The sequence below is a fragment of the Aeromonas sp. FDAARGOS 1419 genome, from assembly GCF_019047045.1.
Taxonomy (GTDB): Bacteria; Pseudomonadota; Gammaproteobacteria; order Enterobacterales; family Aeromonadaceae; genus Aeromonas; species Aeromonas veronii.
The window spans coordinates 4,063,309-4,090,283 of sequence record NZ_CP077209.1 but is presented as its reverse complement, the minus strand read 5'-3'; the positions used below and the strand labels follow the sequence as shown (position 1 = coordinate 4,090,283).

The following is a 26,975-nucleotide window of genomic DNA, read 5'->3' as shown; positions in this document are numbered from 1 at the left end:
CCCTTCTTTATTAATTACCCTTCCTGATTTTCCCCGGCTACCGGCTCGGCACCGGCGGCGGGTTCAATCTCGATGCGATCAACTCGCTGCAAACCGCGGGGCAACTTGGCGCCGCGGCGGCCGCGCTCGCCGCGGTAGTAGTCGAGATCGGACGGTTTGAGGGTCAGCTTGCGCTTGCCGGCAAACAGGGTGACCGACTGGCCCTGCGGGATGACGGCGGCCATCACCACAAACTCCTCCCGCGCCTTGACGCGAGCAGAGGGGATACTGATGAGCTTGTTACCCTTGCCCTTGCCGAGCACCGGCAGGGTGTTCATCGGGAACAGCAGCATGCGCCCCTCGTTGGAGATGGCCATGCAGAGATCGGTCTCCGGCGAGCCAATCTTCTGGGGTGCCATCACCAGCCCCCCTTCCGGCACGGTGAGCAGCGCCTTGCCGTTTTTGTTCTTGCCGATCAGGTCGTCATAGGTGCAGACAAAGCCGTAACCGGCGTCGCTGGCGATCAGATACGGCTCGCCTTCGTTGCCCATCACCAGATGACGTACCTCTTCACCGGCGCCCAGTGCAAAGCGGCCGGTGAGCGGCTCGCCCTGACTGCGGGCGGAGGGCAGAGTGTGCGCCTCCAGCGAGTAGGTGCGACCAAAGCTCGACAGGAACACCGCCTGCTGGTTGCTGCGGCCAAAGGCGTGGGTGAGGTAGTTGTCCCCCGCCTTGTAGGAGAGCCCCTCGACATCCACGTCGTGGCCCTTGGCGGCGCGCACCCACCCCTTGTCGGAGAGGATGACGGTGACCGGCTCGCTCGGCACCAGCTCTTTCTCGGTCAGCGCCACGGCGGTGGCACGCTCCACCAGCGGGGTGCGGCGATCGTCGCCGTACTTCTCGGCATCGGCCAGCAGCTCTTTCTTGAGCAGGGTGTTGAGGCGGCGCTCGGAGCCCAGGATCAGCTCCAGCTTGTCGCGCTCTTCGGCCAGTTCGTTCTGTTCGGCGCGCAGCTTGAACTCTTCGAGCTTGGCCAGATGGCGCAGTTTCAGCTCGAGGATCGCTTCGGCCTGGGTCTCGGTAATGTTGAAGCGCTCCACCATCACCTTGCCTGGCTCATCCTCGGTGCGGATGATCTCGATCACCTCGTCGATGTTGAGATAGGCGATCAGCAAGCCTTCGAGGATGTGCAGGCGAGCCAGCACCTTGTCGAGGCGGAACTGCAGACGGCGACGCACCGTCTCGCGGCGGAACTGGATCCACTCGCTGAGGATGGTCTTGAGGCACTTCACCTGCGGCCGGTTGTCGAGGCCAAGGATGTTGAGGTTGACCCGGTAGTTCTTCTCCAGATCCGTGGTGGCGAACAGGTGGGCCATCAGCCCCTCTACATCCACCCGGTTGGAACGCGGCACGATCACCAGACGAGTCGGGTTCTCGTGGTCCGATTCATCGCGCAGGTCGGTCACCATCGGCAGCTTTTTCGCCACCATCTGGGCGGCGATCTGCTCCATGATCTTGGCGCCGGAGGCCTGATGGGGCAGCGCCGTGATGACGATGTCGCCATCCTCCTCGCTCCAGACCGCCCGCTGCTTGATGGAGCCCTTGCCGGTCTCGTAGATTTTGCGGATGTCATCGCGCGGCGTGATGATCTCGGCGTTGGTCGGGTAGTCCGGCCCCTGAATGTGCTGCATCAACACATCGAGTCCCGCATTGGGGTTGTCGAGCAGCTCGGCACAGGCGTAGGCCACTTCCCGCGCGTTGTGGGGCGGGATGTCGGTCGCCATGCCCACCGCGATACCGGTCACCCCGTTGAGCAGGATGTGCGGCAGGCGGGCAGGCAGCACCACGGGTTCTTTCATGGTGCCGTCGAAGTTCGGCGTCCACTCCACCGTGCCTTGCCCCAGCTCGGAGAGCAGCAGCTCGGAGAAGCGCGACAACCGCGCTTCGGTATAACGCATGGCGGCGAAGGATTTGGGATCGTCCGGCGCCCCCCAGTTACCCTGACCATCCACCAGCGGGTAGCGGTAGGAGAAGGGCTGGGCCATCAGCACCATGGCTTCATAACAGGCGCTGTCGCCGTGGGGGTGGTACTTACCCAGCACGTCACCCACGGTACGGGCGGATTTCTTGTGCTTGGAGAGCGCCGACAGACCCAGCTCGCTCATGGCGTAGATGATGCGCCGCTGCACCGGTTTGAGGCCATCGCCGATATGCGGCAAGGCCCGATCCATGATGACGTACATGGAGTAGTTCAAGTAAGCCTGTTCGGTAAAGGTGCGCATTGGCTGGCGCTCTACCCCGTCCAGACTGAGCTCGATAGCATCACTCATGTGATTTTCTCTTTCGGTTCGGGAGCCGCCACAGGGCGACTCCGGCTAAATGCTTGCCGGCCCCGACAGGGCCGGCCGACGGCTTAGATGATGGCGAGGTTGCCCTTCTCTTCGAGCCACTCACGGCGATCGCTCGCCCGCTTCTTGGCCAGCAGCATGTCCATCAGCTGCAGGGTCTCGTCAGCCGCATCCCCTTCACTCTCCCCTGCCGGATCCATGGTGAGCTGCACCAGACGGCGGGTGTTGGGATCCATGGTGGTTTCCCGCAGCTGTTTCGGGTTCATCTCGCCCAAGCCCTTGAATCGGGTCACCATCACCTTGCCCTTCTTCTTCTCGGCTTCGACCCGCTGCAGCACGCCGTTCTTCTCGTCCTCGTCGAGGGCGTAGTAGACCTCTTTACCGATATCGATCCGGTAGAGGGGCGGCATGGCGACATAGACGTGGCCCTTCTCCACCAGCGCGCGGAAGTGCTTCACAAACAGGGCACAGAGCAGAGTGGCGATGTGCAGACCGTCCGAGTCCGCATCCGCGAGGATGCACACCTTGCCGTAGCGCAGACCGCTGAGGTCGTTGGAGTCGGGGTCGAGGCCGATGGCCACGGAAATATCGTGCACCTCCTGCGAGGCGAGCACCTGACCGGCCTCCACCTCCCAGGTGTTCAGGATCTTGCCGCGCAGCGGCATGATGGCCTGAAACTCGCGATCCCGCGCCTGCTTGGCACTGCCGCCCGCAGAGTCACCCTCCACAAGGAACAGCTCCCCCTGCATGGGATCGGCGCAGCCACAGTCGGTCAGCTTGCCGGGCAGCGCCGGGCCTTGCGTTATCTTCTTGCGCACCACCGTCTTGGCGGCACGCATCCGGCGCTGAGCGCTGGAAATACAGAGCTCGGCGATCTGCTCCGCCAGCTCGGTGTTGCTGTTCAGATAGAGGCTGAAGGCATCCTTCACCACGCCGGAGACAAACGCCGAGCTCTGGCGGGAGGAGAGGCGCTCCTTGGTCTGACCGGCGAACTGAGGATCCTGCATCTTGATGGAGAGGATGTAGGCGCAGCGATCCCAGATATCTTCCGGAGTCAGCTTGACCCCGCGCGGCAGCAGGTTGCGGAACTCGCAGAACTCGCGCATGGCGTCGAGCAGCCCCTGACGCAGACCGTTGACGTGAGTACCGCCCTGCGCAGTGGGAATGAGGTTCACATAGGATTCGGCAAGGCATTCGCCCCCTTCCGGCAACCAGCAGAGTGCCCAGTCCACCGCCGACTGTTCAGAGCTGAACGAGCCGATAAAGGGCTGCTCCGGCAGGCAGGTGAACTGCTTGACCGCGTCGATCAGGTAATCCTTGAGGCCATCTTCGTAGCACCACTCCAGCTTGATGCCGGTGTTCTTGTCGAGGAACTTGATGGTGAGGCCGGGGCAGAGCACGGCCTTGGCTTTGAGCAGGTGCTCCAGCTTGGTGACCGAGAATTTGGGCGAATCGAAGTAGCTCGCCTGCGGCCAGAAGCGTACCCGGGTGCCGGTGTTGCGACGACCGCAGGTGCCGGTGATGGTCAGCTCCTGCACCTTCTCGCCACGCTCGAAGGCGATGTCATAGACCTGACCGTCGCGACGTACCGTCACCTCGACCCGATCGGAGAGGGCGTTTACTACCGAAATACCCACCCCGTGCAGACCGCCGGAGAACTGGTAGTTCTTGTTGGAGAATTTGCCGCCCGCGTGCAGCTTGCAGAGGATCAGCTCCACCCCGCTGACACCCTCTTCCGGGTGGATATCGACCGGCATGCCGCGGCCGTCATCGATCACTTCGAGGGACTGGTCTTCATGCAGGATCACCTCCAGATTGCGGGCGTGACCTGCCAGCGCTTCATCGACGCTGTTGTCGATGACCTCCTGGCCGAGGTGGTTGGGCCGGGTGGTGTCGGTATACATGCCGGGGCGGCGACGCACCGGTTCAAGGCCATTGAGGACCTCAATGGCATCCGCATTGTATTGAGTAGACATGGAGGGCCTTGCGAATTGACGTTTGGAGGGAATCTTAACTGCTAGGCGGGGGTAGAACAAACTCCCCGCACCGAAAGCTTGATCTGGAGAAGAACAAGCAGGGCGAGACCGCCCTTATTGACTCAAACCTGACTATAACCCGAGGAAACGGATGATCTGGGCGGGGTAGCGCTCGAACGCCACAAAGGCATGGTTGCCACCGCACTCCAGCGAGAGGCGGGCAAAGCGGTATTCGTCCAGCGCCTTGCGATAGTCGAGCACCTCATCCCCCTGCTGTTGCAGGATCCAGAGTAGCTCCGGCGCCGTCACCGGTACCGCCAGTGCCCGCAGCTCATCCATATGTTCAGGCAGCAGTTCGTACTGCTCACCCGTATAGGGATTGGTCTGGGGGCCGAGGTAGTCACAGAGCAGCTCGTGCGGGCGCACCGCCGGATTGATCAGCGCCGCGCGGCAGCCGTACTGCTCGCTCACCCGGGTCGCCATAAAGCCGCCGAGGGAGCTGCCCACGGCGCCGAGCTTGTATTCACTACCATAACGACCCTGCAGATCGGCAATGGTCTGCTCGATAGCCGCCCAAGCCGCCGCTGGCGTATTGGGCTGGGCCGGAATGATCACCTCGATGTCGGGCCGGTTGGCGGCCACCCAGGCAGCCATCTGCTGCGCCTTGGCGGAACCGGGTGAGGAGTTGAAACCGTGCAGATAAAGGAGAACCGACTTCATGGAATGCTCTCCTCAATAACCGGTGGCGTTGGGGTCGGGCACAAACTGCCCCACCGGCAGGCGCCACACCTCGCTGGCCACCCGCCCATCAGGATAGAGGGTGAGATAGCGCCAGCCCGGGCCGGACTCGTCCAGCGCGAAGCCGTCGGATAGCGGTTTGAACTGAATGCAAGTCGATGGGCTGGCAATCAGCCGCACCCCGCGGTGCACCTCGTCAAACTCCTGATGAACGTGGCCAAACAGGATGGTCTTCTGCTGCGGATGACGAGCCAGCACGGCAAACAGATCATCGGCATTCTTGAGATTGTGTTGATCCAGCCAGGCACAGCCCACCGGCACCGCCTGATGGTGCAGGGTGATAAGAGCGTGGCGATCAGGATATTGGCGCAGGGCGCGGTCGAGGGCGGCCAGCTGGTGATCGCCAATCATGCCGTGAGGTTTGCCGCGCACCTGGGTGTCGAGCAGGATCACCTGCCAGTGGTCGCCCACCAGCTGCTTGGATTCACTGATCCCGGCGGCATGGAGATATTCGGTCATCAGCGGGCTGTCATCGTGATTGCCGGGCAGCCAGTAGATGGGGCGACCCAGGGGTGCCATCATGGAGGCGAAACGCTGATAGGATTCCGGGCTGTGATCCTGCGACAGATCGCCGGTCGCCAGAATCACCTCGTAGGGGTGTTCATTGGCCTGCACCTGTTCCAGCACGGCGGCCAGACTCTCTGCGGTGCGCACAGCCAACAGCCGCCCTTCGGCACTCGCGAAGAGGTGGGTGTCGGTAATTTGCAACAGGCGCACACTGCCGTCCTGCGCCTGGGGGAGCTCTGTTTCCAAAATCACGCTTCTTTTTATTTGTTCAACTGGAGATATTGATCGGGCTGGTACCATGTCTGAGACAAAATTTTAGCCATTCGGCCAGAAACAGATTTACCTGCTCCTTTTCGTCCCGCTGGTGCATCTTTTTATTGGGATAATCATAACGTGGTTGCAAACGGGAAATCTGTTGCGCTGCACACACTTCCGCCATCCGCACATCATGATACAAACGAATCTCTATCTGAGCTTGTAAATATTCGGGCAATTCGGGGTTGTGCTGGCTCAGGATCACCTGATTGGTGAAGCGACTCTCGCCAATGATGGTGAGCTGGAACTGCAGATCGTTGCCGACCCGATAGCGGCGCTCGGCCCCGACTTCCCCATCTGGCGGCAGCAGTTTCATTAATGCCATGTAGTTGACCTCGCAGGTACGCTGCAAGGACATCAGATCAGGCACATAGCGCCTGCTCTGTTGCAGGGTCAGCGCCACCTCAGCGATCCGCCAGCCAGCGGGCGCGCAGCTCGCCGTGGTTGAGAGCCAGCCACTGCAGGGCAATGACCGAGGCCGCATTGTCGATGCGTCCCTCTTTGAGCCAGGCGTTGGCCTGTTCGCGGCTCACCACGTGCACCCGGATATCCTCGCCTTCATCCGCCAGCCCGTGCAGTCCCTCGGCCTTGCTGGCATCCACCTCGCCCACAAAGACCTCGATCCGCTCGGTGCTACCGCCCGGGCTCACCAGATAGCTGATGGCATGCTCGCAGCAGGCAACCTCGATACCGGCCTCTTCCACCGCTTCGCGACGCACCACTGCCTCGGCGGTCTCCCCTTCGTCAATGATGCCGGCCACCAGCTCCAGCAGCCAGGGAGTCGGGCTGGTCTCCATCGCGCCGATGCGGAACTGCTCCACCAGCACGATCTGGTCGCGTACCGGATCATAGGGCAGCAGCGCGGCAGCATGGCCCCGCTCGAACAGCTCGCGCACGATGGGCTGATTCCAGCCGCCAGCAAATAACCGATGCTGCAAACGATAGACATTCACCTTGAAGAAGCCGTTATATCCAGCTGATTTTTCAATGATTTTCACATCATCGGCGGCGTAATGCCGATCTTGCGGCAAGGGTTGCTGCGACATCCGGGGCTCCCGTCAGCTTGACTTGTATCAGTTTGACCATAAAATCCGAGGAACATGAATGAACGTTCATTCACTCGGCGTGCCATGGTAATGAGGGGTGGATTTTAGCAGCCACAGACCATTTGGCTAGGCGCGCGGGGATAAAACTGCGTCCGGTTCTTGACGTTCCCGTCACCGGACCTGAGACTCTTAGCATTAAATTTTGCTTATAGTAGAGTGATTAAGCTGCAATCAAGCTTGGTCGGTGACAATATTTGCCTCTCCAGCAACCAGTTTGGGTTACTACATAAGGTTAAAACGATCTATGAAAAGAACACTTTTGTCAGTCATGGTGTTGCTGGGCGTCAGTGCCGGTGCCCATGCCGAAAACCTGCTCGACATCTACCAGCAAGCCCAGATCAAAGACCCGCAGTTGCTGCAGTCCAAAGCCGTTCGCGACCAGGCCTTCGAGAAGATCAACGAATCCCGTGCCCCTCTTCTGCCCCAGATCGATCTGGGTGCCGGGCTCAATTATCTGCAAAACAAGAACGATACCCAGAGCAATACCAACGCCAAGGGTGAAGTGACGCTGTCACAATCCCTCTATCGTCGCAGTAACTGGGTCAATCTGGATATCAGCGAGAAGCAGGCCACCCAGTCAGATGTCGCCTACAACCTCGAGATCCAGAACCTGATGGTGCGCACCGCCAAAGCCTACTTTGATGTGCTCAAGGCGATGGATACCCTGGAGTTCGTCCGTGCCAACAAGGTTGCGGTAGAGCGTCAGCTGGAGCAGACCCAGCAGCGTTTCGAAGTGGGCCTGACCGCCATCACCGACGTCCATGAAGCAGAAGCCTCCCGTGACCAGGCGCTGGCTGACGAAATCAATGCAGAAAACTCTCTGGACAACAGCTACGAGACCCTGCGCGAGCTGACCGGTATCGATCACCGCAATCTGGACGTGCTGAACACCGATCGTTTCAGCCCGCAGAAGACCGCCTTCGGCTCCGACAAGTGGCTGGAGCTGGCGCTGGACAAGAACCTGCAACTGCACAGTGCCCGCATCAGCAAGGACATTGCCAAGGAGCAGATCGATCTCGCCAAAACCGGCCATGAGCCGACGCTGGATCTGGGTGCCGGACTGCAAACCAGCAATACCAATTACAAGCTGGATAGCATGCCGGGCGGCAATGACAACCAGGCCAATATCGGTCTGACCTTCAAGCTGCCCATCTACAGCGGTGGCGCCACCAGCTCCAAGGTGAAGCAGGCTCAATACAACTACGTAGCAGCCAGCGAACTGCTAGAGAAGAACTTCCGCTCTGTGCAGAGCACAGTGCGCTCCTCCTACAACAACGTGAACGCCAGCATCGGCTCGGTACGTGCCTACAGCCAGTCTGTGGTCTCCGCCGACAGCGCCCTGAAGGCGACCGAAGCCGGTTACGAAGTGGGTACCCGTACCATCGTCGACGTGCTGGACTCCACTCGCAAGCTGTACGAGGCCAAGCAGAAGCTCTCGGAAGCCCGTTACAACTACATCCTCAATATCCTGAGCCTGAAACAGGCTGCCGGTATTCTGGAAGCGCAGGACCTGGTGGAAGTGAACCAGGGTCTGATGCCTGCCACGGCAAAAGCCAAAGGCTGATAGCCGCTATCGGGAATGAAAAAGGCGACCGCAAGGTCGCCTTTTTGTTATCCGTATTTCGGTCGGATTGCAGCCGCCGATAGTGAGCCCCGCCAGATTGCGGGGCCAGCAGAACGTTAGCCGCGCTCGCGGATCGTCTTGATGATGTCGGTGGTGGAGCAGCCATCCTCGAAGTTGAGAACGCGTACCTCGCCGCCGTTGGCAGTCACCTCGGCGTAACCGGCGATATCTTCCGGCTTGTAGTCACCGCCCTTGACCAGCAGATCCGGCAGGATCTCGGCGATCAGGCGCTGCGGGGTATCTTCACCAAATGGCACAACCCAGTCCACCGCGCCCAGCGCAGCCAGTACGGCCATGCGACGCTCGGTCGGGTTGACCGGACGACCCGGCCCTTTCAGACGGCGCACCGACTCGTCGGTATTGACCGCCACGATCAGGCGATCCCCCAGCTTGCCGGCGTTGGCCAGATAGGAGACATGGCCGGCGTGCAGGATGTCGAAACAGCCGTTGGTCATCACTACCTTCTCGCCGCGCAGACGGGCGGCACGAACTGCCACTTTCAGCTGGGCTTCCGACATGACGCCAAAACCGGTCTCCTGCTCGGTGTAGAGGGCGTTGGCCAGCTCGACCGGACTGACGGTAGAGGTACCCAGCTTGCCGACCACAATACCGGCGGCGGTATTGGCCAGTGCGCAGGCTTCGTCCAGGCTCTTGCCTGCCGCCAGCGAGGTGGCCAAAGTGGAGATGACAGTATCACCGGCACCGGTCACATCGTAAACCTCGTGAGCCTGAGCCGGCAGATGCAGCTCCGGCTGACCTTCGCGGATCAGGGTCATGCCGTTCTCGGAACGGGTGACCAGCAGGGCATCCAGCTCGAAGCGCTTCACCAGATCCAGCCCCTTGGCGACCAGCTCCTCTTCGCTCTTCACCTTGCCCACCACGGCCTCGAATTCGGACATGTTGGGGGTCAGCAGGGTGGCACCGCGATACTTCTCGAAGTCGGTCCCCTTGGGATCGACCAGCACCGGAATACCGGCGGTACGGGCGCGCTGGATCATGCCGGGCACGTCGTTGAGAGCACCCTTGCCATAGTCGGAGAGGATCATCACGTCGCTATTCGGCAGCGCCTGCTCGACCTTGCTCATCAGCAGGGTGGCATCGACGGAGTGGAAGGGCTCTTCAAAGTCCAGACGCAGCAGCTGCTGGTTGCGGGACAGCACCCGCAGCTTGGTGATAGTAGGGAAGTCGGCCAGACGAACGAAGTCACAGGCCACCTTGACGCCAGCCATCTGGCCAGCCAAGGCATCGGCAGCCTCGTCCTGACCGGTCAGGCCAAGCAGCACAGCGTGAGCGCCAAGGGCGGCGGAGTTAAGGGCCACGTTGGCCGCGCCACCGGGACGCTCCTCAATGTGTTCAACCTTGACCACGGGCACCGGCGCCTCGGGGGAGATCCGACCGGTGGGGCCATGCCAGTAACGGTCCAACATGACATCGCCAACGACCAGAACGCGGGCTTTTTCAAAATCGGGCAGGGTGATCTTCATCTGTATCGACTCTCAAAACCTGAAAAATCAGCGGGCGATTTTATCACACTCTTTTATCCGGTGTAGAAAAAGCCGACCGCAGTTGCCGCCGCTGTCACGCTAACCGGACGCGGGTTACCCCTCTGACCAGCACACAGCCATTCGCCCCCGCCCCCCCTTTTCGGCTAGAATCCCCCGATTGTGTTTGCGAACAAGAGATTAGCCATGGCCCATGACAACGCTCCCCGCCTGGAGCCCCGCCTGTTTCATCCCCGTTACTGGGCCAGCTGGTTCGGCCTCGGCCTGCTCTGGCTGCTGACCCTGCTGCCGTGGCGTAGCCAGATGTGGCTGGGCCGTCAGCTCGGTCGTCTCGCCGCCAGGATATTGAAGTCCCGGGTCAAGATTGCCCGTCGCAATCTGGAGCTGGCGATGCCCGAGCTGACCCGGGATGAGCGGGAGAAACTGCTTAAGGCCAACTTCGAGAGCGTGGGCTGCGCCGTGTTCGAGGTGGGGATCGCCTGGTTCTGGCCAGACTGGCGGATGCGCAACCTGATGAAGGTGGAAGGGGAAGAGCACGTCATCGCCGCCATGGAAAAAGGTCAGGGCATGCTGCTGCTCTCCTGCCACTTCCTGACGCTTGAACTCAACGCCCGCTGTTTCGGGCTGGTGCGCCCCGGGGTCGGGGTCTATCGCCCCAACACCAACCCGGTGCTGGAGTATGCCCAGTACCACGGTCGCTGCGCCTCCAACAAATATCTGGTGGACCGGATGGACGTGAAGGGGATGATCAAGGCGCTGCGCAACGGTGACGCCCTCTGGTACGCGCCGGATCACGACTACGGCAGCCACGCCAGCGTGTTCGTGCCTTACTTCGCGGTAGAGCAGGCCGCCACCATCACCGGCACCGCCACACTGGCGCGGGTGAAGAACACCGTCACTCTGCCCTGCTACAACATCCGCACCAGCGAGGGTTACACCCTGCATATCGGGGCGCCGCTCGCCGACTACCCGAGCGGAGATGACATGGTTGATGCCGCCCGCGCCAACCGCGAGATTGAAGCCGCCGTGCGCAAGGCGCCGGAGCAGTACATGTGGCTCCATCGCCGCTTCAAGACCCGCCCCTCCCCCGAGGATGCCGGCTTCTACTAAGCCGCAGCCCCCGACGGGGGATAACTCGTAAAAACCGACAAACCGCCTGCTGGCGGTTTGTTTTTATCTGCTATCAACCCTGCGCGGCAAGCAAGCGCTCCGAACATCTGCCGCTCGATAACATCCGGCATGTTGGCGCCCATTCCCATCAGCCAGCAGCAAAAGAGACCTTATCACCAACCATAAAAACTGAAAGCGGGTTACAAATTTATTGATTCATTGGTAAGCAATGGAGTGTTTCGATAGATCCATCGCCACTACCCACTGATGAGTAATTGAGTGATTTGTCCCATTCGAATACAAAAACTGAATTTGTGATGCAAATCACCTTTTCACGAAGGGGCGGCAAAGCTGAATTGGTGATCTAAACCACAAAAAATGGTCATTCAAAACAGAAAAGATCGAAATGTAGCCGAACTACAGCATGCGAATGTGACGCAGGTCACTGGTTATGGAGGGGGTACCGCTGGGTATCTGAGAGCTGGATCACAATACACCCCGTTTTCAGCCTAATTTGATCGCAAGCTGGTAGATTGAAGTTGCTTAGACGACCGGGATGGCGGTTCGGCAAAACCGGCCATCCCGACTACCACTTTTAATCAAACAGGCTTAAAACGGGGTCCCGACATGTTATCACCGGATACCAAAGTCAAGATACAGAATTTTGGACGCTTCCTGTCCAATATGGTCATGCCCAACATAGGCGCCTTTATCGCCTGGGGCTTTATTACCGCCCTCTTCATCCCCACCGGCTGGCTGCCCAATGAAACCTTGGCCAAGCTGGTCGGCCCCATGATCACCTACCTGCTGCCGCTGCTGATTGGCTACACCGGCGGCAAACTGATGGGCGGTGAGCGCGGCGGCGTGGTCGGTGCCATCACCACCATGGGTGTCATCGTGGGAACTGATATCCCCATGTTCATGGGCGCCATGATGGTCGGCCCGCTCGGTGGCTGGGCCATCAAGCGCTTCGACAAGGCGATGGACGGTCGCGTCAAGAGCGGCTTCGAGATGCTGGTCAACAACTTCTCCGCCGGGCTTATCGGCATGCTGCTGGCGATCCTCGCCTTCTTCGTGATTGGCCCCTTCGTCAAGGTGCTCTCCGGCCTGCTTGCCGGTGGCGTCGGCTTCCTGGTGGATAACCACATGCTGCCGCTCACCTCCATCTTCGTCGAACCGGCCAAGATCCTGTTCCTCAACAACGCCATCAACCACGGCATCTTCTCGCCGCTGGGGATCCAGCAGGCGACCGAGCACGGCAGCTCCATCTTCTTCCTGATTGAAGCGAACCCGGGCCCGGGCATGGGCGTGCTGCTGGCCTACATGGTGTTCGGTCGTGGTGCGGCCAAGCAGTCCGCGGCTGGCGCCTCCATCATTCACTTCTTCGGCGGCATCCACGAGATCTACTTCCCGTACGTGCTGATGAATCCGCGCCTCATTCTGGCGGTGATCGCCGGCGGCATGACCGGGGTCTTTACCCTGACCCTGTTCAATGCTGGTCTGGTCTCCCCTGCCTCACCGGGTTCCATCTTCGCCGTGCTGTTGATGACGCCGAAAGCCTCCCTGATCGGAGTCGCCCTCTCCATCATCAGCGCCACCTTGGTCTCCTTCCTGGTCGCCGCCGTGTTCGTCCGCGCCCAGCAGCCGGAGGCTGACGAGGCCGATGCACTCGGTGAAGCCACCCGCAAGATGAAAGCCATGAAGGGCGGCAAGCCCGAAACCGCAGCGGCCAAGAAGCCGGGCGGCGAACTGATGGCGGTACGCAATATCGTGGTTGCCTGCGATGCGGGCATGGGCTCCAGCGCCATGGGCGCCGGCATGCTGCGCAAGCGGGTGCAGGCCGCAGGGCTCGATATCAGCGTCACCAACCGCGCCATCGATCAGCTCGACGATCAGGTGGACTGGGTCATCACCCACAAGGATTTGACCGAGCGGGCCCGTCGCCATGCGCCGCATGCCCACCATATTTCACTGACCAACTTCCTCGACAATGGCCTCTATCAGGAGCTGGTTCAGAGCCTGACCCAGGCCGCCAACGATGACGTCGCCAACCCGCAACTGCTGGTGGCCGCCAACGACGACAGCTACGAGCCGCAAGCGGCCGAAGTCTTTACCCTGAGCCGTCATGACGTGCATCTTGGACTGAAAGCGGACAGCAAGGAGGCCGCCATCCTGACCGCAGGCCGACTGCTGGCAGAGCGCGGCTACGTGGCGCCCGACTACGTCAACGCCATGCTGGAGCGCGAGCAGCTGGTCTCCACCTACCTCGGCGAGTCCATCGCCGTGCCCCATGGCACCATCGCCGCCAAGGAGTTTGTGAAGCGTACCGGCATCGTCATCTGCCAGTACCCGGCCGGGGTCGCCTTTGGCGAGGCTGCCGATGAGGTAGCGCGGCTGGTGATCGGCATCGCCGCCCGCAACGACGAACACATGCAGGTGATAACCCGCCTGACCAATGCACTGGATGAACCCGGTCTCATCGACCGGCTGGCCAGCACCACGGATCCCCAGGCCTTCCTGGATCTGCTGGGTGCCGAACAGGCTGCGTAATCATCTTTCATCGTCTTTGGTTCAAGAGGTTAATATCATGAAAACATTGCATTTTGGTGCTGGTAACATCGGTCGCGGCTTTATCGGAAAAGTGCTGGCGGATGCCAGTCATCAGGTCACCTTCGCCGACGTCAACGACACCCTGATCGATCAGCTCAACCACCGTCAGGAGTACAAGGTCCATGTGGTAGGTGCGGATCAGAAGCTGGACGTGGTACGCAACGTGGCGGCGGTGAGCTCCGCCGGTCACGAGGTGATCGCCCGTATCATCACCGCCGATCTGGTCACTACTGCGGTCGGCCCCAACATTCTCGACAAGATTGCCAGCACCTTGGCCAAGGGGCTGCAGGCCCGCTTCGATGCCGGCAACCTGACCCCCCTCAACGTCATCGCCTGCGAAAACATGGTGCGCGGCACCAGCCACCTCAAGCAGGAGGTACTCAAGTACCTGCCGGTCGCGTATCATGCCACGCTCGAATCCTGCATCGGCTTCGTCGACTCGGCGGTGGATCGCATCGTGCCGCCCGCTGCGGCAGCCAACGATGACCCGCTGGAAGTGACGGTCGAGAGCTTCAGCGAGTGGATCGTCGACCAGACCCAGTTCAAGGGGGAGCTGCCACAGGTGGCGGGCATGGAGCCCACCGACAACCTGATGGCCTTCGTCGAGCGCAAGCTGTTCACCCTCAACACCGGCCACATCGTCACCGCCTACCTCGGCAAATTGCGGGGCTACCGCACCGTGCGCGAGGCGATCGAAGATCCGGTGATCCGCAGCAAGGTACGCCGCGCCATGGAAGAGAGCGGTGCCGTACTGGTGAAACGCTACGGCTTCGACCCGCGCCTGCACGCCGCCTACATCGAGAAGATCCTGGCCCGCTTCGCCAACCCCTATCTGGTGGACGAGATTGACCGGGTCGGTCGTCAGCCGCTGCGCAAGCTGGCGGCGGGAGATCGACTGGTGAAGCCGCTGCTGGGCACCCTGGAGTACGGCCTGCCGAGCGATCAGTTGCAGGAGGGGATCGCCGCGGCGCTCCACTATCGCAATGCCGATGACCCGCAGGCGGTGGAGCTGCAAGCCCTGCTGGCGGAGCTGGGCCCGGCCAAAGCGCTGGCCCGCGTCACCGGACTGGATGCAGAGAGCGAAGTGGTTCGCGCCATCGTCGCCCGTTACGAAACCCTGTAATGACCCTGCTTGCGGCGCATTCAGCCACCACTGAGAGCGCGCCAAGCGCTTGAATGGCAAGGGAATGTGCCCCATATGATAAAAACCGGGAGAGAGGCTGACTCTCTCCCTGTCAGCTGGACCCAATGCACCTATGACCACACACCAGGAAGATGAAGTACTGGAACGACTGAACGAGCAGGATGGCCCCCGCGGCTTCTTTCTCGAAGCCGTGACCATCCTGGAAGAGGCGGTCGACTCCCTGATGCGACGCGCGTTCCGTCAGGAGGAGTATGCCGTCAAATACGCCATCGAACCCCTGCTCAACCAGAGCGGCCCCCTCGGCCAGCTGGAGGTGCGCCTCAAGCTCATCTTCGCCCTCGGCCTCATCTCCCTCGAGCGCTATCAGGATATCGAAGCCTATATCAAGATCCGCGACTTTCTGGTGCGCGATCCCAAGGATTACCGTTTCAGCGACAAGCCGATCCGCGATCTGCTCGACCGCCTGCACGGGGTCAATCAGGGCGGCATGATGAAGCTGGAGCCCCCCGCCAGCGAAGAGGATTGGGCCTTCTACCAGATGCAGCTCAACCGGCTCGATCAGATGGTGCGCTCCGCACTGGTACTGGCGCTGGCCGACTGTGTCGGCGAGCTCCACAAGGAGAGCCCCATCTAATCCGGCCCCAAGGCCACCCCGTCACCACGGTTGGCGTCTGGCTGGCGCCCTTTATACCACCGCCAGCCACCATGACGCCGACTGTCGCACATCTCCCCATACCGGCCATGACGCACGCTCCTTCGGGTGTCAATCTGACCAACTTAGCCACTACACTAGCTCCATACTCACTGCCTGAATCGAGGTCTGCATGATTGCCCTCTCTCTGGCCGGGATCGCCCTGGTCTCCGTGCTGGCCCAATGGCTTGCCTGGTCGCTGCGGGTGCCCGCCATCCTGTTTCTGCTGCTCACCGGCCTGACCCTGGGCCCGGTCAGCGGCCTGCTCGACCCCGATGCCCTGCTCGGGGATCTGCTGTTTCCGCTGGTCTCCCTGTCGGTGGCCATCATCCTGTTCGAGGGGGCACTGACCCTCCATCTGGCCGAGCTCAAGGGGATCGGCAAGGTGGTGCGCAATCTCTGCTCCACCGGCATGCTGGTCAGTTTCGCCGTCATCGGCAGCGCCGGTTACTTCCTGCTGGGGCTGGACTGGCGGGTCGCCACCATGCTCGGCGCTGTGCTGGTGGTAACGGGCCCGACGGTGATCGCACCCATGCTCAACGTGATCCGCCCCACCCGGGAGGTGGACCGCATCCTGCGCTGGGAGGGGATCGTCATCGACCCCATCGGCGCCCTGTTTGCGGTGCTGGTGTTCGAGGCGGTGCGCCTCGGCAGTCAGGGGGATCTCATCAGCCATACCCTGCTGGCACTGGCCAAAACGGTGGGGGTCGGTTCCCTGATCGGGGTGGCGGCAGGCTGGCTCACCACCCTGCTCATTCGCAAGGACTGGCTACCGGTCAGCCTGCACAAGTTCGGGGTGCTGGCGCTAGTGCTGGTCACCTTCAGCCTCTCCAACTGGCTGAGCCACGAATCGGGCCTGCTGGCAGTGACCGTGTTCGGCATCTGGCTCGCCAATCAGGAGGGGCTGGATCTGGAGGAGGTGCTGGCGTTCAAGGAGGATCTCGCGGTCATCCTTATATCCAGCCTGTTTATCCTGCTGGCGGCGCGCCTCGATCTGGCCCAGCTCTGGCAACTCGGCCCCATGGTGCTGGCGCTGCTCTGCGTGGTGCAGTTTGTGGCGCGCCCGCTCTGTATTCTGGTCTCGACCTGGGGCTCGGATCTCTCCTGGCGGGCTCGCGCCCTGCTGAGCTGGATCGCCCCGCGCGGCATAGTCGCGGCGGCGGTCAGCGCCTCGTTCGCCATCAGCCTGCATCAGGCCGAGATCCCCGATGCCGACAAGCTGGTGCCGCTGGTATTTGCGGTGATCATCTCCACCGTGGTGTTGCAGAGCCTCACCTCGGCACCGCTGGCCAGCCTGCTCAAGATGCGCCAGAGCGCCCCCAACACCTGGCTCATCATAGGGGCCAACTCGGTGGCGCGGGCCATCGGCCGGGCGCTGGCGGATCAGGGGGTGCCAGTGCAGCTCTGCGATCCCGCCTGGGAGTTCTGCAAACAGGCGCGGATGAGCAACCTCCCCTGCTACTTCGGCAACCCCCAGTCGGAACATGCCGAGCTGCACCTGCCGCTCACCAGCATCAGTACCGTGCTGGCGCTCTCCCCCAACCGCCACAACAACGCCCTCGGGGTGCTGCACTTTGCCCACCTCTACGGCGAGGAGCAGGTCTACTCCCTGCGCTCCAGCGAGCAGCACGGCAAGGCCAACCGGGAGAGCGCCACCTTCCGCGCTCGCCAGAACCTGTTTGGGCCCGATATCAACTATGCCCGCTTAAGCGGTCTGCTGAGCCGGGGCGGCCAGATCAAGGCGACCCGCCTGAGCGAGGCGTTCGACTGGGCCCAGTATCAGGCCGCCAATCCCGGCGCCATCCCGCTGTTCATCATGGATGGCAAGGGCAAGCCCCAGATCGTTACCGGCCCCGTCACCCCGCAGGCGGGTGAGCTGCTGATCGCCCTGCAGCCGCCCAGAGAGCAGGGCGCCGAATGAACGAAGCCAACCATAATCCGCTGATCGCCCCTCTGCTGGTGCTATTGCAACAGGCGGCGGGCAGCTACAAGGTGCATGAACTGATGGCTGCTCTGCGCCAGCAGGGGGCGATCCCCCGGCTGGCCGACGACGAGCAGCTGCAGCTGTTTCGGGTCAACTTCCTGATCATGAACGCCCTCTACCAGCTGCAGGCCGAGCTTTATGAAGAGGGTTGGTGGCTGGTGATCAGCACCCTGGATATCCGGCTCGAACCGCTGGCCGGGAACCAGGAGGTCAACCACGGCTTTGCTGTTGGCGAAAATCTGCGTAGCTACTATCTCGACTGGCAGGTGTTCTGGCAGACCGACCGTGCCGAAGTTGAGGCCCTGCTCAACCGCTTCTGGCGCGCTTATGACGGGGAGGGGCACAAAGCCGAGGCGCTGGCCCTGTTCGAGTTGAATGAGGGGGCGAGTCAGGAGGCGATCCGCCGCCGCTGGCGGGAGCTGGCACTGCAGCACCATCCGGATCGGGGCGGCAATGCCGAGACCTTTATCCGTATCCGCTGGGCATGGGAGGTCCTGCGGGGATGATCCCGTTGCCGCACCACTGTTGCCGCACATAAAGGGCAGGCATAGACTGGAGCTGGATATTCCCCACAGGAGAGCATCATGACAGTCAGTGAACTTCGTAAGCTCTATCAGCAACAGATCCTGCAAGAGGCTGAAATCCTCCACGATGTGGCTATTCCCGGCTGGCTCATCGAATTCAGAGGCAAGGATGGCGCCCTCTACGAGCTGACCGACACCCTCGGCTGCCCGGTCAGTTTCGGCACCGTTGAGCAGGCCCGCGAACATCTGCATCAGGTGGCCGACTGCCCGGTTCAGGTGGAGCACCTCTACCGCTTCTTCGAACGCTAGCCCCACCCACCGCACAGTAAAAAGGCTCCCGAGGGAGCCTTTTGTTATTCCGGTTGCTTTCTATTCCGGTTGCAGCGGTTCCGCCACCTTGCCCTCCAGCTTTCTGACCGGCTTTTGCAGGATCAGGTTGGCCGGATAGGTGACCAGATCGCCGTTGTCATCACGCACCCGCACGTAGAAGAGGCCGATCTCGGTGATGACGCCGGTGACCGAATCATCCTTGTCGAGGATGCGGATCCGGTCGCCAATCTTGTAGGGAAAGGCGAAGAAGATGGTGATGCTGGCGGTGATGTTGGAGAGGATCGACCACTGGGCGACCATGGCTACCCCCAATACCGCAAAGAAGGAGGAGGCGAGCACTACCAGTCGGGAGAAGTCGAGCCCCCACACCCCGGCCAGCACCAGCAAGGTGGCACAGCCGAGCAGGAAGTGGAACACATGGGCCACGTAGAGCACCCGGTTCTCGCTCACCTGCCTGCTCTGGCCGAGCGCCAGCAGGCTCTTGTGAATAAGCCGCCGGATCAGGGTATGACCCAGCAACAGCAGCAGGGTCAGGCCAATTGATTGCCACATGGGTTATGCCTCCTTACCACCAGCGCCGATGTTTGAGCCAGATTGCCAGCCCGCTTGCCAGCGCCACCAGCGAACCACAGAAGACCCAGAATGCTGTCGGATTCTCGGCACCGGGGATACCGCCTAGGTTGATGCCAAACAGACCGGTCAGGAAGCTGGCAGGCAAAAAGAGCAGCGCCATCACCGACATCTGGTAGGCGCGGCGATTGGTTGCCTCCGCCATCAGATTGTTGATCTCGTCTGCCAGCACGGCGGTGCGCGCCACCCCGGCATCGAGGTCATCGAGCCAGCGCCGCAGCCGATCGGCGATATCGAGCAGACGACGGCGGTCATCCTCATCCAGCCAGCTGATCTTCTCGTTGGCCAGCCGCGCCACCAGATCCCGCTGCGGCGAGAGGTAGCGGCGGATCATGATGAGCTGCTTGCGGATCAGCGCCAGTCGGCCATTGGCGGGCATGTCGCGCATCAGCACCATCTCCTCAAGATCGAGGATCTTGTCGTGCAGCTCCTCGACAAACTCCCCCGCCCGATCGGTCAGGGCATCGCAGATCTCCACCAGCCAGTCGGCCGGGGTATCGGCGCCGCCCCCCAGCTTTAGCTGGTTGAAGACATCCTGCTCGGAGAGCAGCGGACGACGACGGCTGCTGATGATGAGATCCGGGGTGATGAAGATGCGCAGCGCCACCATCTCTTCGGGCTTGTGATCCTTGTTGTGGTTGATGCCGCGCAGGATCAGCAGCACCGTCTCCCCCATCCGCACCAGCTTGGGACGATTGCTCTGGCCGAGCAGCGACTCCCTGGCCGCCTCGCTGAGCAAGGGAGTCTGCAACAGCCAGCGCGCCGAATCGGGATTGCCGTAATCCAGATGCAGCCAGCCGGGATGTGCCGTCGGGACTTCGCTTCCCGCCGTCAGCGGCGCCATGCCACCCTTGCCATCCAGGGTCAGGGCATAAATCACTTCACCGGGCACCCGATCCATCTCGTCTCCTTCTCGTTTCATATGCTGGCCCCAGCTTACACCAAAGGCAGGGCCGACTCAGCCCCGCGCCGGGAAGGGAGGCCTGTGTTAACATGGCCGCTCTCGTTTTCTATCCGCTTTCACTACAGGAAACCATGCCATGCCCATCTGGGTTGATGCCGATGCCTGCCCCATTCCGGTCAAGGAGATCCTCTACCGCGCCGCCCACCGCGCCCAGGTCGTCACCACCCTGGTGGCCAATCAGGGGTTGCGGGTGCCCCCCTCGCCTTTCATCAAAACCCAGCAGGTGGAGAAGGGATTCGATGTGGCAGATCATGTCATCGCCCAGCAGGTTCAGCCCGGCGATCTGGTGATCACTGGTGACATCCCCCTCGCCTCCTGGGTGATCGATGCCGGTGGCGAGGCGCTCAATCCCCGCGGCGAGATCTACACTCGCGAGACCATCAAGGCACGGCTCGGCATGCGTAACTTTATGGAAGAGCTGCGCTCGGCCGGAGTACAAACCGGTGGCCCCGCCCCCTTCAATGCCGCCGACAAACAGCGATTCGCCAACGCCCTCGACAAGTGGCTGGTCAAAGGCAAGCTGTAAAGAGACCCTAAAGGCGCCCTACCTGGGCGCTTTTTCGCCGTAACATCCTGATTTTTAAAATAAGAGCTGACCACAACCGTCAGGCTGGTAAGATGCGCCGCCATCTTGTCCACGCCGTAATCATCATGACCGCCCAAGGGCACCTGCTCTTCTCCGTTACCTGCACCCTGATCGCCCATAAACTGCAGCTCACTCCGGCGCTGGCCGATGCCAGCCTGTGGCAAACCATCCCTGCTGCGCTGGCCAGCGCCCTATTGCCCGACCTCGACCACCCCAAATCGGTGCTGGGGCAGCGCCTGCCGTGGATCTCGAAACCTCTGTCGCGACTGTTCGGCCATCGCGGCTTCACCCACAGTCTGCTGGCAGTCGCCGCCGCTGTCTGGGGGCTGAACCAGAGCCTGCCGCCGGGCACCCTGCCCGTGGGGGTCAAGGATGCGCTTATCGTCGGCTACCTCAGCCATCTGCTGGGGGACTGGCTCACCCCGGCGGGCATTCCGCTCTTCTGGCCCATCAAACGCCGTTACCGCCTGCCGGGCTGGCCGCTGCGCAGCGGCGGTGCCATCGAAACCGGCTTTTGCACCCTCACCCTGCTGGTTGCTGGCTGGTGGTGCGGCTGGCGGCTGTGAGCCAGAAAAAAAAGCCCCTGACGAGGTCAGGGGCTCAAACCGTGGCGGGTGCCGCCAGAGGATCAGATCATGATGCCAGCGATAACAGCAGAGAGCAGGCTGACCAGGGTAGAACCGTAGACCAGCTTCAGACCGAAGCGGGAAACCATGTTGCCCTTCTCTTCGTTCAGCGCTTTTACCGCACCGGCGATGATGCCGATGGAGCTGAAGTTGGCGAAAGAGACCATGAAGATGGAGAGGATGCCGACGGTGCGCGGAGAGAGCTCGGCAGCCACCTTGCCCAGATCCATCATCGCCACGAACTCGTTGGTCACCAGCTTGGTCGCCATGATGGAGCCGGCTTGCAGCGCTTCACCACTCGGGATGCCCAGGATCCAGGCGATCGGGTAGAAGAGGTAACCCATGACGAACTGGAAGTTCACGCCAAATGCCATCTCGAACAGATAGTTGATCAGGGCAATAAGGGCTATGAAGCCCACCAGCATGGCACCCACGATCACGGCAACGGTGAAACCGGCCATGATGTACTCGCCCAGCATCTCGAAGAAGTTCTCTTTCTTCGGCGTGTGGTGCTCGTCACCTTCGGCAATGGCCTTGATGTCGGTCACGGAGTTATCCGGCTCGTAGGGGTTGATCAGCGACAGCACGACGAAGGTACTGAACATGTTGAGCACCAGCGCGGCAACCACGTAGCGCGGCTCGATCAGCTGCATGTAGGCACCGACGATGGACATGGAGACGGTAGACATGGCAGTCGCAGCCAGGGTGTACATCTGCTTCTCGTTCAAGTGCGGCAGGATGTTCTTGAGGGCGATGAAGTTCTCGGACTGGCCGACGATCATCGAGCTGATGGCGTTGAAAGACTCCAGCTTGCCCATGCCGTTGATCTTGGCCAGCACGGTACCGATACCGCGGATCACCAGCGGCAGCAGGCGGATGTACTGCAGAATACCGATCAGCACGGAGATGAAGACGATGGGCATCAGCACCATCAGGAAGAAGGAGAAGGCCCCTTCGTTGACCAAGCCACCGAACACGAAGTCGGTACCCTGTTTGGCAAACTCCATCAACTTGGTGAAGCCGGCCGCGAAACCACCCACCACCGCCAGACCCACTTCCGAGTTCAGCATGAACCAGGCCAGCGCCAGTTCGACCACCAGCAGTTGGCCGATATAACGCAGTTTGATCTGTTTCCAGTTGTGGCGGTTCGCCAGCAGAGAGAGAGCGAGGACCATCACCAGTCCGAGCACAAAGTGAACGTATTCCATACCTGTAGCACCTGAGTAAATTGTAATTTTTGACCGGCGCCATCATAGACATTTGCACATTTAAAAATCAGATAGCCATCACAATCCCGCGCAATATTATGGAGGCAGGATAATACAAACGTTTTTAAATTAATTGTGCAATGAACTGATATTAATCGCGCAACACAGATATCATAAATCCTTTTAAAACATAATGTTGAGTAGTGGTGTCGCCGTTTTCATATTCTTTGAAAATATTTCATCAGCATTTTCGCAACATTCCCTGTGGCGCAGTAACTGCTCGCAGAATATTTTCCAGTCATTATATTAAAATACTGAAAATAGAAAACGTTTATCCGCGATAAATAATTAGATGTGTGTTTGAAAAATAGTCCTTATTACATTGTCAGTGCTCGCCCGCGATCGGTTTGGCAACAAATGAACCTTTCATGGCCCCTCGTGACCTGCCGTTCAAAAATCCGCCACATCCGGTGCCACATTCTGGTATGATGCGCGGCCTTAGCGCTCGCGCATCCCCGTTTTCTCCGAAATAGAGTCCTTTTGTGAACAACAGCGAATTTAGCAGCCTCAATCTCTCCCCCGCCCTGCAAGAGAACCTCATCAGCCTGGGTTACCTGCAGATGACCCCGATCCAGGCCCAGAGCCTGCCCCTGGTGCTCGATGGCAAAGACCTGATCGCCAAGGCAAAAACCGGCAGCGGCAAGACCGCCGCCTTCGGCCTCGGCCTGCTGGCCAAGCTCAACGTCAACCGCCTCGAAGTGCAGGCGCTGGTGCTCTGCCCGACCCGCGAACTGGCGGATCAGGTGGCTCAGGAGATCCGTCGTCTGGCGCGTGCCCTGCCCAACGTCAAGCTGGTCACCCTGTGCGGCGGTACCCCGACCGCACCGCAGTCCGCCACCCTGAGCTTTGGTGCCCACATCGCCGTTGGCACCCCGGGTCGTATTCTCAAGCATCTGGAGCAAGGCACGCTGGAACTCTCCGGCCTCAAGACGCTGGTGCTGGACGAAGCGGATCGCATGCTGGACATGGGCTTTGGCGAAGATATCAACCGGGTCATCAGCTATGCCCCCCAGCAGCGTCAGACCCTGCTCTTCTCCGCGACCTATCCGGAAGGGATCGCCCAGATGAGCCGCGGCGTGCAGCGCAATCCGGTCGAGGTGAGCGTGGAGTCCCTGCACGAGGGGAGCGCCATCGAACAGAAGCTCTACGAAGTGCCTGCCGGTCAGCGCCTCGACGCCCTCACCTGGCTGCTGAGCCACTACCAGCCAAGTTCCTGCGTGGTGTTCTGCAACACCAAGCGCGCCTGTAACGACGTGGCCGACCACTTAGCCGCCAAGGGCTTCTCGGCGCTGGCGCTAAACGGCGATCTGGAACAACGCGAGCGGGATCAGGTGCTGGTGCGCTTTGCCAACGGCAGCGCCACCATTCTGGTGGCCACCGATGTGGCGGCCCGCGGTCTCGACATCAAGGAGCTGGGCGCCGTCATCAACTACGAGCTGACCTACGATCCGGAAGTGCACGTGCACCGCATCGGCCGTACCGGCCGTGCCGGCCAACAGGGTCTGGCCCTGAGCCTCTATCAGCCGAACGAGGCCCAGCGCGTCAACTTTATCGAAGAGTACCAGCAGGCCCCGATGCCGCTGGGTGATCTCGACAGCATCGGCCGCGACATCAAGCCGATCGCCCCGCAGATGGTGACCCTCTCCATCGATGCAGGCCGCAAGACCAAGGTGCGGGCCGGTGACATTCTGGGCGCCCTGACCGGTGAAGGCGGCATTGCCGGCGCCGGCGTGGGCAAGATCCAGATCTCCGAACAGTACTCCTACGTCGCGGTGAAGCGCAGCGTGGCGAGCGCCGCCCTCAAGCGGTTGCAGGAAGGCAAGATCAAGGGTCGCAGCTACCGCGCCCGCAAACTGGGCTAAGGTTCTTTGCAAGCCGTTAGCCAGACCACAGGCGCCTGACAGGCGCCTGTTTCATATCTCCGATGCCGCCATGCGGCAAGACAGGCACCATGACCCAAGCAATCCAAACCGAAGTGAGCTGCCAGAACTGCGAAGCCTGCTGCTGCCGCCTCGAAGTGATGCTCTTTACCGATACCGGCGTGCCGGACCGTTATGTACTGGAACGGGAAGGCGAGATACCGGTTATGCGCCGGCTGGACGATGGCTGGTGCGCCGCCCTCGACCGCAACACCATGATGTGCCGTATCTACGAGGTGCGACCGCTGATCTGCCGCGAATTCGAAATGGGTGAACCCGACTGCGTTGACGAACGGGACAAGTGGTTTATCAAGCTGGAATGAATCCGAGCCAGCCAGGATGCGGGGTGGTCAAGCACCTGTCGGTTCGCAGGGAGTGGTGTTGAGCTGCTCCCCCAGCCACTGGATGGCCGCAGCCTCCTGCTCGAAGTAACGTACCGCCCGAAAGGGCAATCCCTTGAAGATGTTATCCGCCAGATAGCGCTTGAAGCCCCCTACGAAAACCACCGCCAGAAACTGACAGCCACTCTCGGCACACCAGCCAAACTGGCGACGAAAACGGGCCAGCACCTCGGGCCCGGCCGCTTCAAACTCGGTCGCGACCTCGACAATCCCCCAGGGGCCATCCATCAATCCGGCCAGTTCGTGACGAAAGCGCGCCTCATAGGCCATGGCACCAGCCAGATTGAAGGGGCCACTCGGGCGGCAGATCAGCATCTGACCCCTGCGCTCCATGTCAAATTGCCCATGTGGCTGCATGACTGCTCCCATTCCGTTACCACCACCATCGCCTGCAAATTGTTACCACAAGGTAATAATTTATAAGGAAAAGTCCAGCAGCAAACAGGCTTTTCCCAAAGCGTGCTCATCCTATCCGGCAAACCGTTGGCACCTCATGTTACCGACATCCCGCACCGAACCGATCTCAAGATGTGTGATTGCAGTTAACGAAACGTTACTGCTATTATCCGCGCCGCCACAAACATTCCACCAGCCGAAAGGTTTGGCACCCCAACAAGGATGTGCAATGAAAAACAGGGACTCGAGTCATTACCAACGGATCTGGCGCTGGCACTTCTACGCCGGTCTCTTTGTCGCCCCTTTCCTGATCCTGCTGTCACTGACCGGGATCGTCTATCTGTTCAAACCCCAGCTCGACAACCTGATGTACCCCGAGCTGATAAAGGTCACCCCAGCCAGCCAGACCCTGAGTGCCGACCAGCTGCTGGCCAAGGCGATGATGACCATGCCCGATGCCAGCCTGCGCAAATACCTGCCGCCTGCCGCTCCCGACTTGAGCGCTCAGTTCATCGTCAATCGGGGTGAGCAAGAGCTGACCCTGTTTATGGATCCCGCCAGCGGCGCCTTGCTCGGCACCATGGACAACAAGTGGAATCTGCAAGCGGTGGCTCGCTCCCTGCACGCCGACCTGCTGCTCGGCACCACGGGGGATCGGCTGATAGAGCTGTCTGCAGGCTGGGGGCTGGTACTGCTGCTGAGCGGCCTCTACCTCTGGTGGCCACGCAAGGGGCCCGGGGTGGGCGGTATTCTCTGGCCCAGAATAAGCCTGCGCGGACGCCTCTGGTGGCGGGATCTGCACGCCGTGGTCGGCTTCTGGGGCGCCGGTTTCCTGCTGCTGTTGCTGTTGAGCGGCATGACCTGGACCGGCTTCTGGGGCGATCAGTTTGCCGCAGTCTGGAACCGCTTCCCAGCCGCCATGTGGAATGAGGTGCCCAAGTCGGCACCGCTGGCCCGCACTCTGAATCAGGCCCATGAGCAAACCGTCCCCTGGGCGGTTGAGAACACCCCTATGCCCAGCTCGCAGCCGGTCGATGAGGGGCACGATCACGGTGCCATGAACCACGCCGAGCACGAGGGAATGGTGATGGCCAGCCAGCGGATCCCGCTGCAACAGGTGGTCGAGATCGCCCATGAGCGGAGAGTCCAACCGGGTTACAGCATCACCCCGCCGGTCGGCGCCACCGGCATCTACACCATCGCCCTGTTTGCCGACGATCCGCGCAACGACGCCACCCTGCATATCGATCAATACAGCGGCAAGGTGCTGGCCGATGTGCGCTGGCAGGATTACGGCCCGGTCGCCAAGACGGTAGAGAGTGGCGTCATGCTGCACATGGGCAAGCTCTACGGCTGGCCCCATCAGCTCGCCATGCTGCTTATCTGCCTGATGGTGCTGGCCAGCGCTGTGAGTGGTCTGTGGATCTGGTGGTGCCGCCGTCCGCAGGGCCGTCTCGCCGCGCCGCCACTGCCCACCAAACTCCCGCCGATGCGCGGTGCCATCGCCCTGCTCATTTTGCTGGGGATCGCCTTCCCGCTGGTCGGCGCCTCCATGGTCGCCATCTGGCTGCTGGATACCCTGCTCTTCTCCCGCCGCATGCTCAAAGTGGCTCGAGCCAGCTAAACCGGCCAAAACC

At 61.1% G+C, this 26,975-nt stretch carries 24 protein-coding genes; 13 read left to right on the top strand and 11 right to left on the bottom strand.

The features are described 5' to 3' along the window. Window positions 1-14 precede the first annotated feature (14 nt). The 6 genes from parC to nudF form a co-directional block, all read right to left on the bottom strand. A complete protein-coding gene (parC, locus tag I6L49_RS18670; RefSeq protein WP_043826057.1) occupies window positions 15-2,309 on the bottom strand; it encodes a DNA topoisomerase IV subunit A in 2,295 nt (764 codons plus the stop codon). 83 nt (window positions 2,310-2,392) lie between these two features. Then, on the bottom strand, window positions 2,393-4,303 hold the full coding sequence (gene parE, locus I6L49_RS18665) for a DNA topoisomerase IV subunit B (RefSeq protein ID WP_005343111.1): 1,911 nt from the start codon (window positions 4,301-4,303) through the stop codon (window positions 2,393-2,395). A 132-nt stretch (window positions 4,304-4,435) separates the two neighbouring features. Next, window positions 4,436-5,023 carry a YqiA/YcfP family alpha/beta fold hydrolase gene (locus tag I6L49_RS18660; RefSeq protein WP_216950120.1) on the bottom strand — a complete coding sequence of 196 codons (588 nt, stop codon included), beginning with the start codon at window positions 5,021-5,023 and terminating at the stop codon, window positions 4,436-4,438. Between the two features lie 12 nt (window positions 5,024-5,035). Then, a complete protein-coding gene (gene cpdA, locus I6L49_RS18655; RefSeq protein ID WP_041202814.1) occupies window positions 5,036-5,854 on the bottom strand; it encodes a 3',5'-cyclic-AMP phosphodiesterase in 819 nt (272 codons plus the stop codon). A gap of 22 nt (window positions 5,855-5,876) precedes the next feature. Next, the gene (locus tag I6L49_RS18650) at window positions 5,877-6,326 is read right to left on the bottom strand and encodes a DUF1249 domain-containing protein (protein ID WP_005335899.1); all 450 of its coding nucleotides are present in this window, start codon (window positions 6,324-6,326) and stop codon (window positions 5,877-5,879) included. 1 nt (window position 6,327) lies between these two features. Beyond that, on the bottom strand, window positions 6,328-6,969 hold the full coding sequence (gene nudF, locus I6L49_RS18645) for an ADP-ribose diphosphatase (protein WP_216950119.1): 642 nt from the start codon (window positions 6,967-6,969) through the stop codon (window positions 6,328-6,330). Between the two features lie 304 nt (window positions 6,970-7,273). Between nudF and tolC the strand changes: the two genes are divergently transcribed. Next, complete coding sequence (gene tolC, locus I6L49_RS18640; protein WP_216950118.1) at window positions 7,274-8,593, top strand: outer membrane channel protein TolC; 1,320 nt, start codon at window positions 7,274-7,276, stop codon at window positions 8,591-8,593. 116 nt (window positions 8,594-8,709) lie between these two features. Here the strand turns inward: tolC and hldE are convergent, their stop codons facing one another. Continuing rightward, on the bottom strand, window positions 8,710-10,137 hold the full coding sequence (gene hldE, locus I6L49_RS18635; RefSeq protein WP_149152143.1) for a bifunctional D-glycero-beta-D-manno-heptose-7-phosphate kinase/D-glycero-beta-D-manno-heptose 1-phosphate adenylyltransferase HldE: 1,428 nt from the start codon (window positions 10,135-10,137) through the stop codon (window positions 8,710-8,712). 204 nt (window positions 10,138-10,341) lie between these two features. Between hldE and lpxL the strand changes: the two genes are divergently transcribed. From lpxL to I6L49_RS18600, 7 genes are all read left to right on the top strand, one after another. Next, the gene (gene lpxL, locus I6L49_RS18630) at window positions 10,342-11,265 is read left to right on the top strand and encodes an LpxL/LpxP family Kdo(2)-lipid IV(A) lauroyl/palmitoleoyl acyltransferase (protein ID WP_021231687.1); all 924 of its coding nucleotides are present in this window, start codon (window positions 10,342-10,344) and stop codon (window positions 11,263-11,265) included. A gap of 627 nt (window positions 11,266-11,892) precedes the next feature. Beyond that, complete coding sequence (locus I6L49_RS18625) at window positions 11,893-13,815, top strand: PTS mannitol transporter subunit IICBA (protein WP_216950117.1); 1,923 nt, start codon at window positions 11,893-11,895, stop codon at window positions 13,813-13,815. 37 nt (window positions 13,816-13,852) lie between these two features. Then, the gene (locus tag I6L49_RS18620; protein ID WP_216950116.1) at window positions 13,853-14,998 is read left to right on the top strand and encodes a mannitol-1-phosphate 5-dehydrogenase; all 1,146 of its coding nucleotides are present in this window, start codon (window positions 13,853-13,855) and stop codon (window positions 14,996-14,998) included. A 133-nt stretch (window positions 14,999-15,131) separates the two neighbouring features. Beyond that, window positions 15,132-15,653 carry an MltR family transcriptional regulator gene (locus I6L49_RS18615; protein ID WP_005335907.1) on the top strand — a complete coding sequence of 174 codons (522 nt, stop codon included), beginning with the start codon at window positions 15,132-15,134 and terminating at the stop codon, window positions 15,651-15,653. Window positions 15,654-15,843: 190 nt separating this feature from the next. Further along, window positions 15,844-17,631, top strand: coding sequence for a sodium:proton antiporter (locus I6L49_RS18610; RefSeq protein ID WP_216950115.1), 1,788 nt, complete (start codon window positions 15,844-15,846; stop codon window positions 17,629-17,631). Continuing rightward, entirely contained in the window at window positions 17,628-18,200 is a 573-nt protein-coding gene (locus tag I6L49_RS18605; protein ID WP_216950114.1) for a DNA-J related domain-containing protein, read from the top strand. The genes I6L49_RS18610 and I6L49_RS18605 overlap by 4 nt, the downstream gene beginning before the upstream one ends. A gap of 78 nt (window positions 18,201-18,278) precedes the next feature. Further along, complete coding sequence (locus I6L49_RS18600; protein WP_005363113.1) at window positions 18,279-18,527, top strand: hypothetical protein; 249 nt, start codon at window positions 18,279-18,281, stop codon at window positions 18,525-18,527. A 60-nt stretch (window positions 18,528-18,587) separates the two neighbouring features. Here I6L49_RS18600 and I6L49_RS18595 read toward each other — a convergent pair whose 3' ends face one another. After that, window positions 18,588-19,100, bottom strand: coding sequence for a mechanosensitive ion channel domain-containing protein (locus I6L49_RS18595; RefSeq protein WP_005354921.1), 513 nt, complete (start codon window positions 19,098-19,100; stop codon window positions 18,588-18,590). 13 nt (window positions 19,101-19,113) lie between these two features. After that, window positions 19,114-20,079, bottom strand: a complete 966-nt coding sequence (gene zntB / locus I6L49_RS18590) for a zinc transporter ZntB (RefSeq protein WP_216951684.1) — start codon at window positions 20,077-20,079, stop codon at window positions 19,114-19,116. 139 nt (window positions 20,080-20,218) lie between these two features. Between zntB and I6L49_RS18585 the strand changes: the two genes are divergently transcribed. Both I6L49_RS18585 and I6L49_RS18580 read left to right on the top strand, forming a co-directional pair. Then, entirely contained in the window at window positions 20,219-20,668 is a 450-nt protein-coding gene (locus I6L49_RS18585) for a YaiI/YqxD family protein (protein WP_005335916.1), read from the top strand. 125 nt (window positions 20,669-20,793) lie between these two features. Further along, window positions 20,794-21,294, top strand: a complete 501-nt coding sequence (locus tag I6L49_RS18580; RefSeq protein WP_201995202.1) for a metal-dependent hydrolase — start codon at window positions 20,794-20,796, stop codon at window positions 21,292-21,294. 62 nt (window positions 21,295-21,356) lie between these two features. On the opposite strand, the gene I6L49_RS18575 is transcribed toward I6L49_RS18580, so the two are convergent. Then, window positions 21,357-22,562, bottom strand: coding sequence for a NupC/NupG family nucleoside CNT transporter (locus I6L49_RS18575; protein ID WP_005363118.1), 1,206 nt, complete (start codon window positions 22,560-22,562; stop codon window positions 21,357-21,359). A 542-nt stretch (window positions 22,563-23,104) separates the two neighbouring features. Between I6L49_RS18575 and dbpA the strand changes: the two genes are divergently transcribed. Both dbpA and I6L49_RS18565 read left to right on the top strand, forming a co-directional pair. Continuing rightward, window positions 23,105-24,484 carry an ATP-dependent RNA helicase DbpA gene (dbpA, locus tag I6L49_RS18570; protein WP_216950113.1) on the top strand — a complete coding sequence of 460 codons (1,380 nt, stop codon included), beginning with the start codon at window positions 23,105-23,107 and terminating at the stop codon, window positions 24,482-24,484. An 89-nt stretch (window positions 24,485-24,573) separates the two neighbouring features. Further along, on the top strand, window positions 24,574-24,864 hold the full coding sequence (locus I6L49_RS18565; protein WP_021231680.1) for a YkgJ family cysteine cluster protein: 291 nt from the start codon (window positions 24,574-24,576) through the stop codon (window positions 24,862-24,864). Window positions 24,865-24,891: 27 nt separating this feature from the next. Here the strand turns inward: I6L49_RS18565 and I6L49_RS18560 are convergent, their stop codons facing one another. Next, window positions 24,892-25,299 (bottom strand): hypothetical protein, encoded by a 408-nt coding sequence (locus I6L49_RS18560; protein WP_216950112.1) that lies wholly within the window; start codon window positions 25,297-25,299, stop codon window positions 24,892-24,894. Window positions 25,300-25,567: 268 nt separating this feature from the next. On the opposite strand from I6L49_RS18560, the gene I6L49_RS18555 reads away from it, so the two are divergent. Further along, window positions 25,568-26,962: a PepSY domain-containing protein gene (locus I6L49_RS18555; RefSeq protein ID WP_216950111.1), complete on the top strand. Its 1,395-nt coding sequence runs from the start codon at window positions 25,568-25,570 to the stop codon at window positions 26,960-26,962. The last annotated feature ends 13 nt before the right edge of the window (window positions 26,963-26,975 follow it).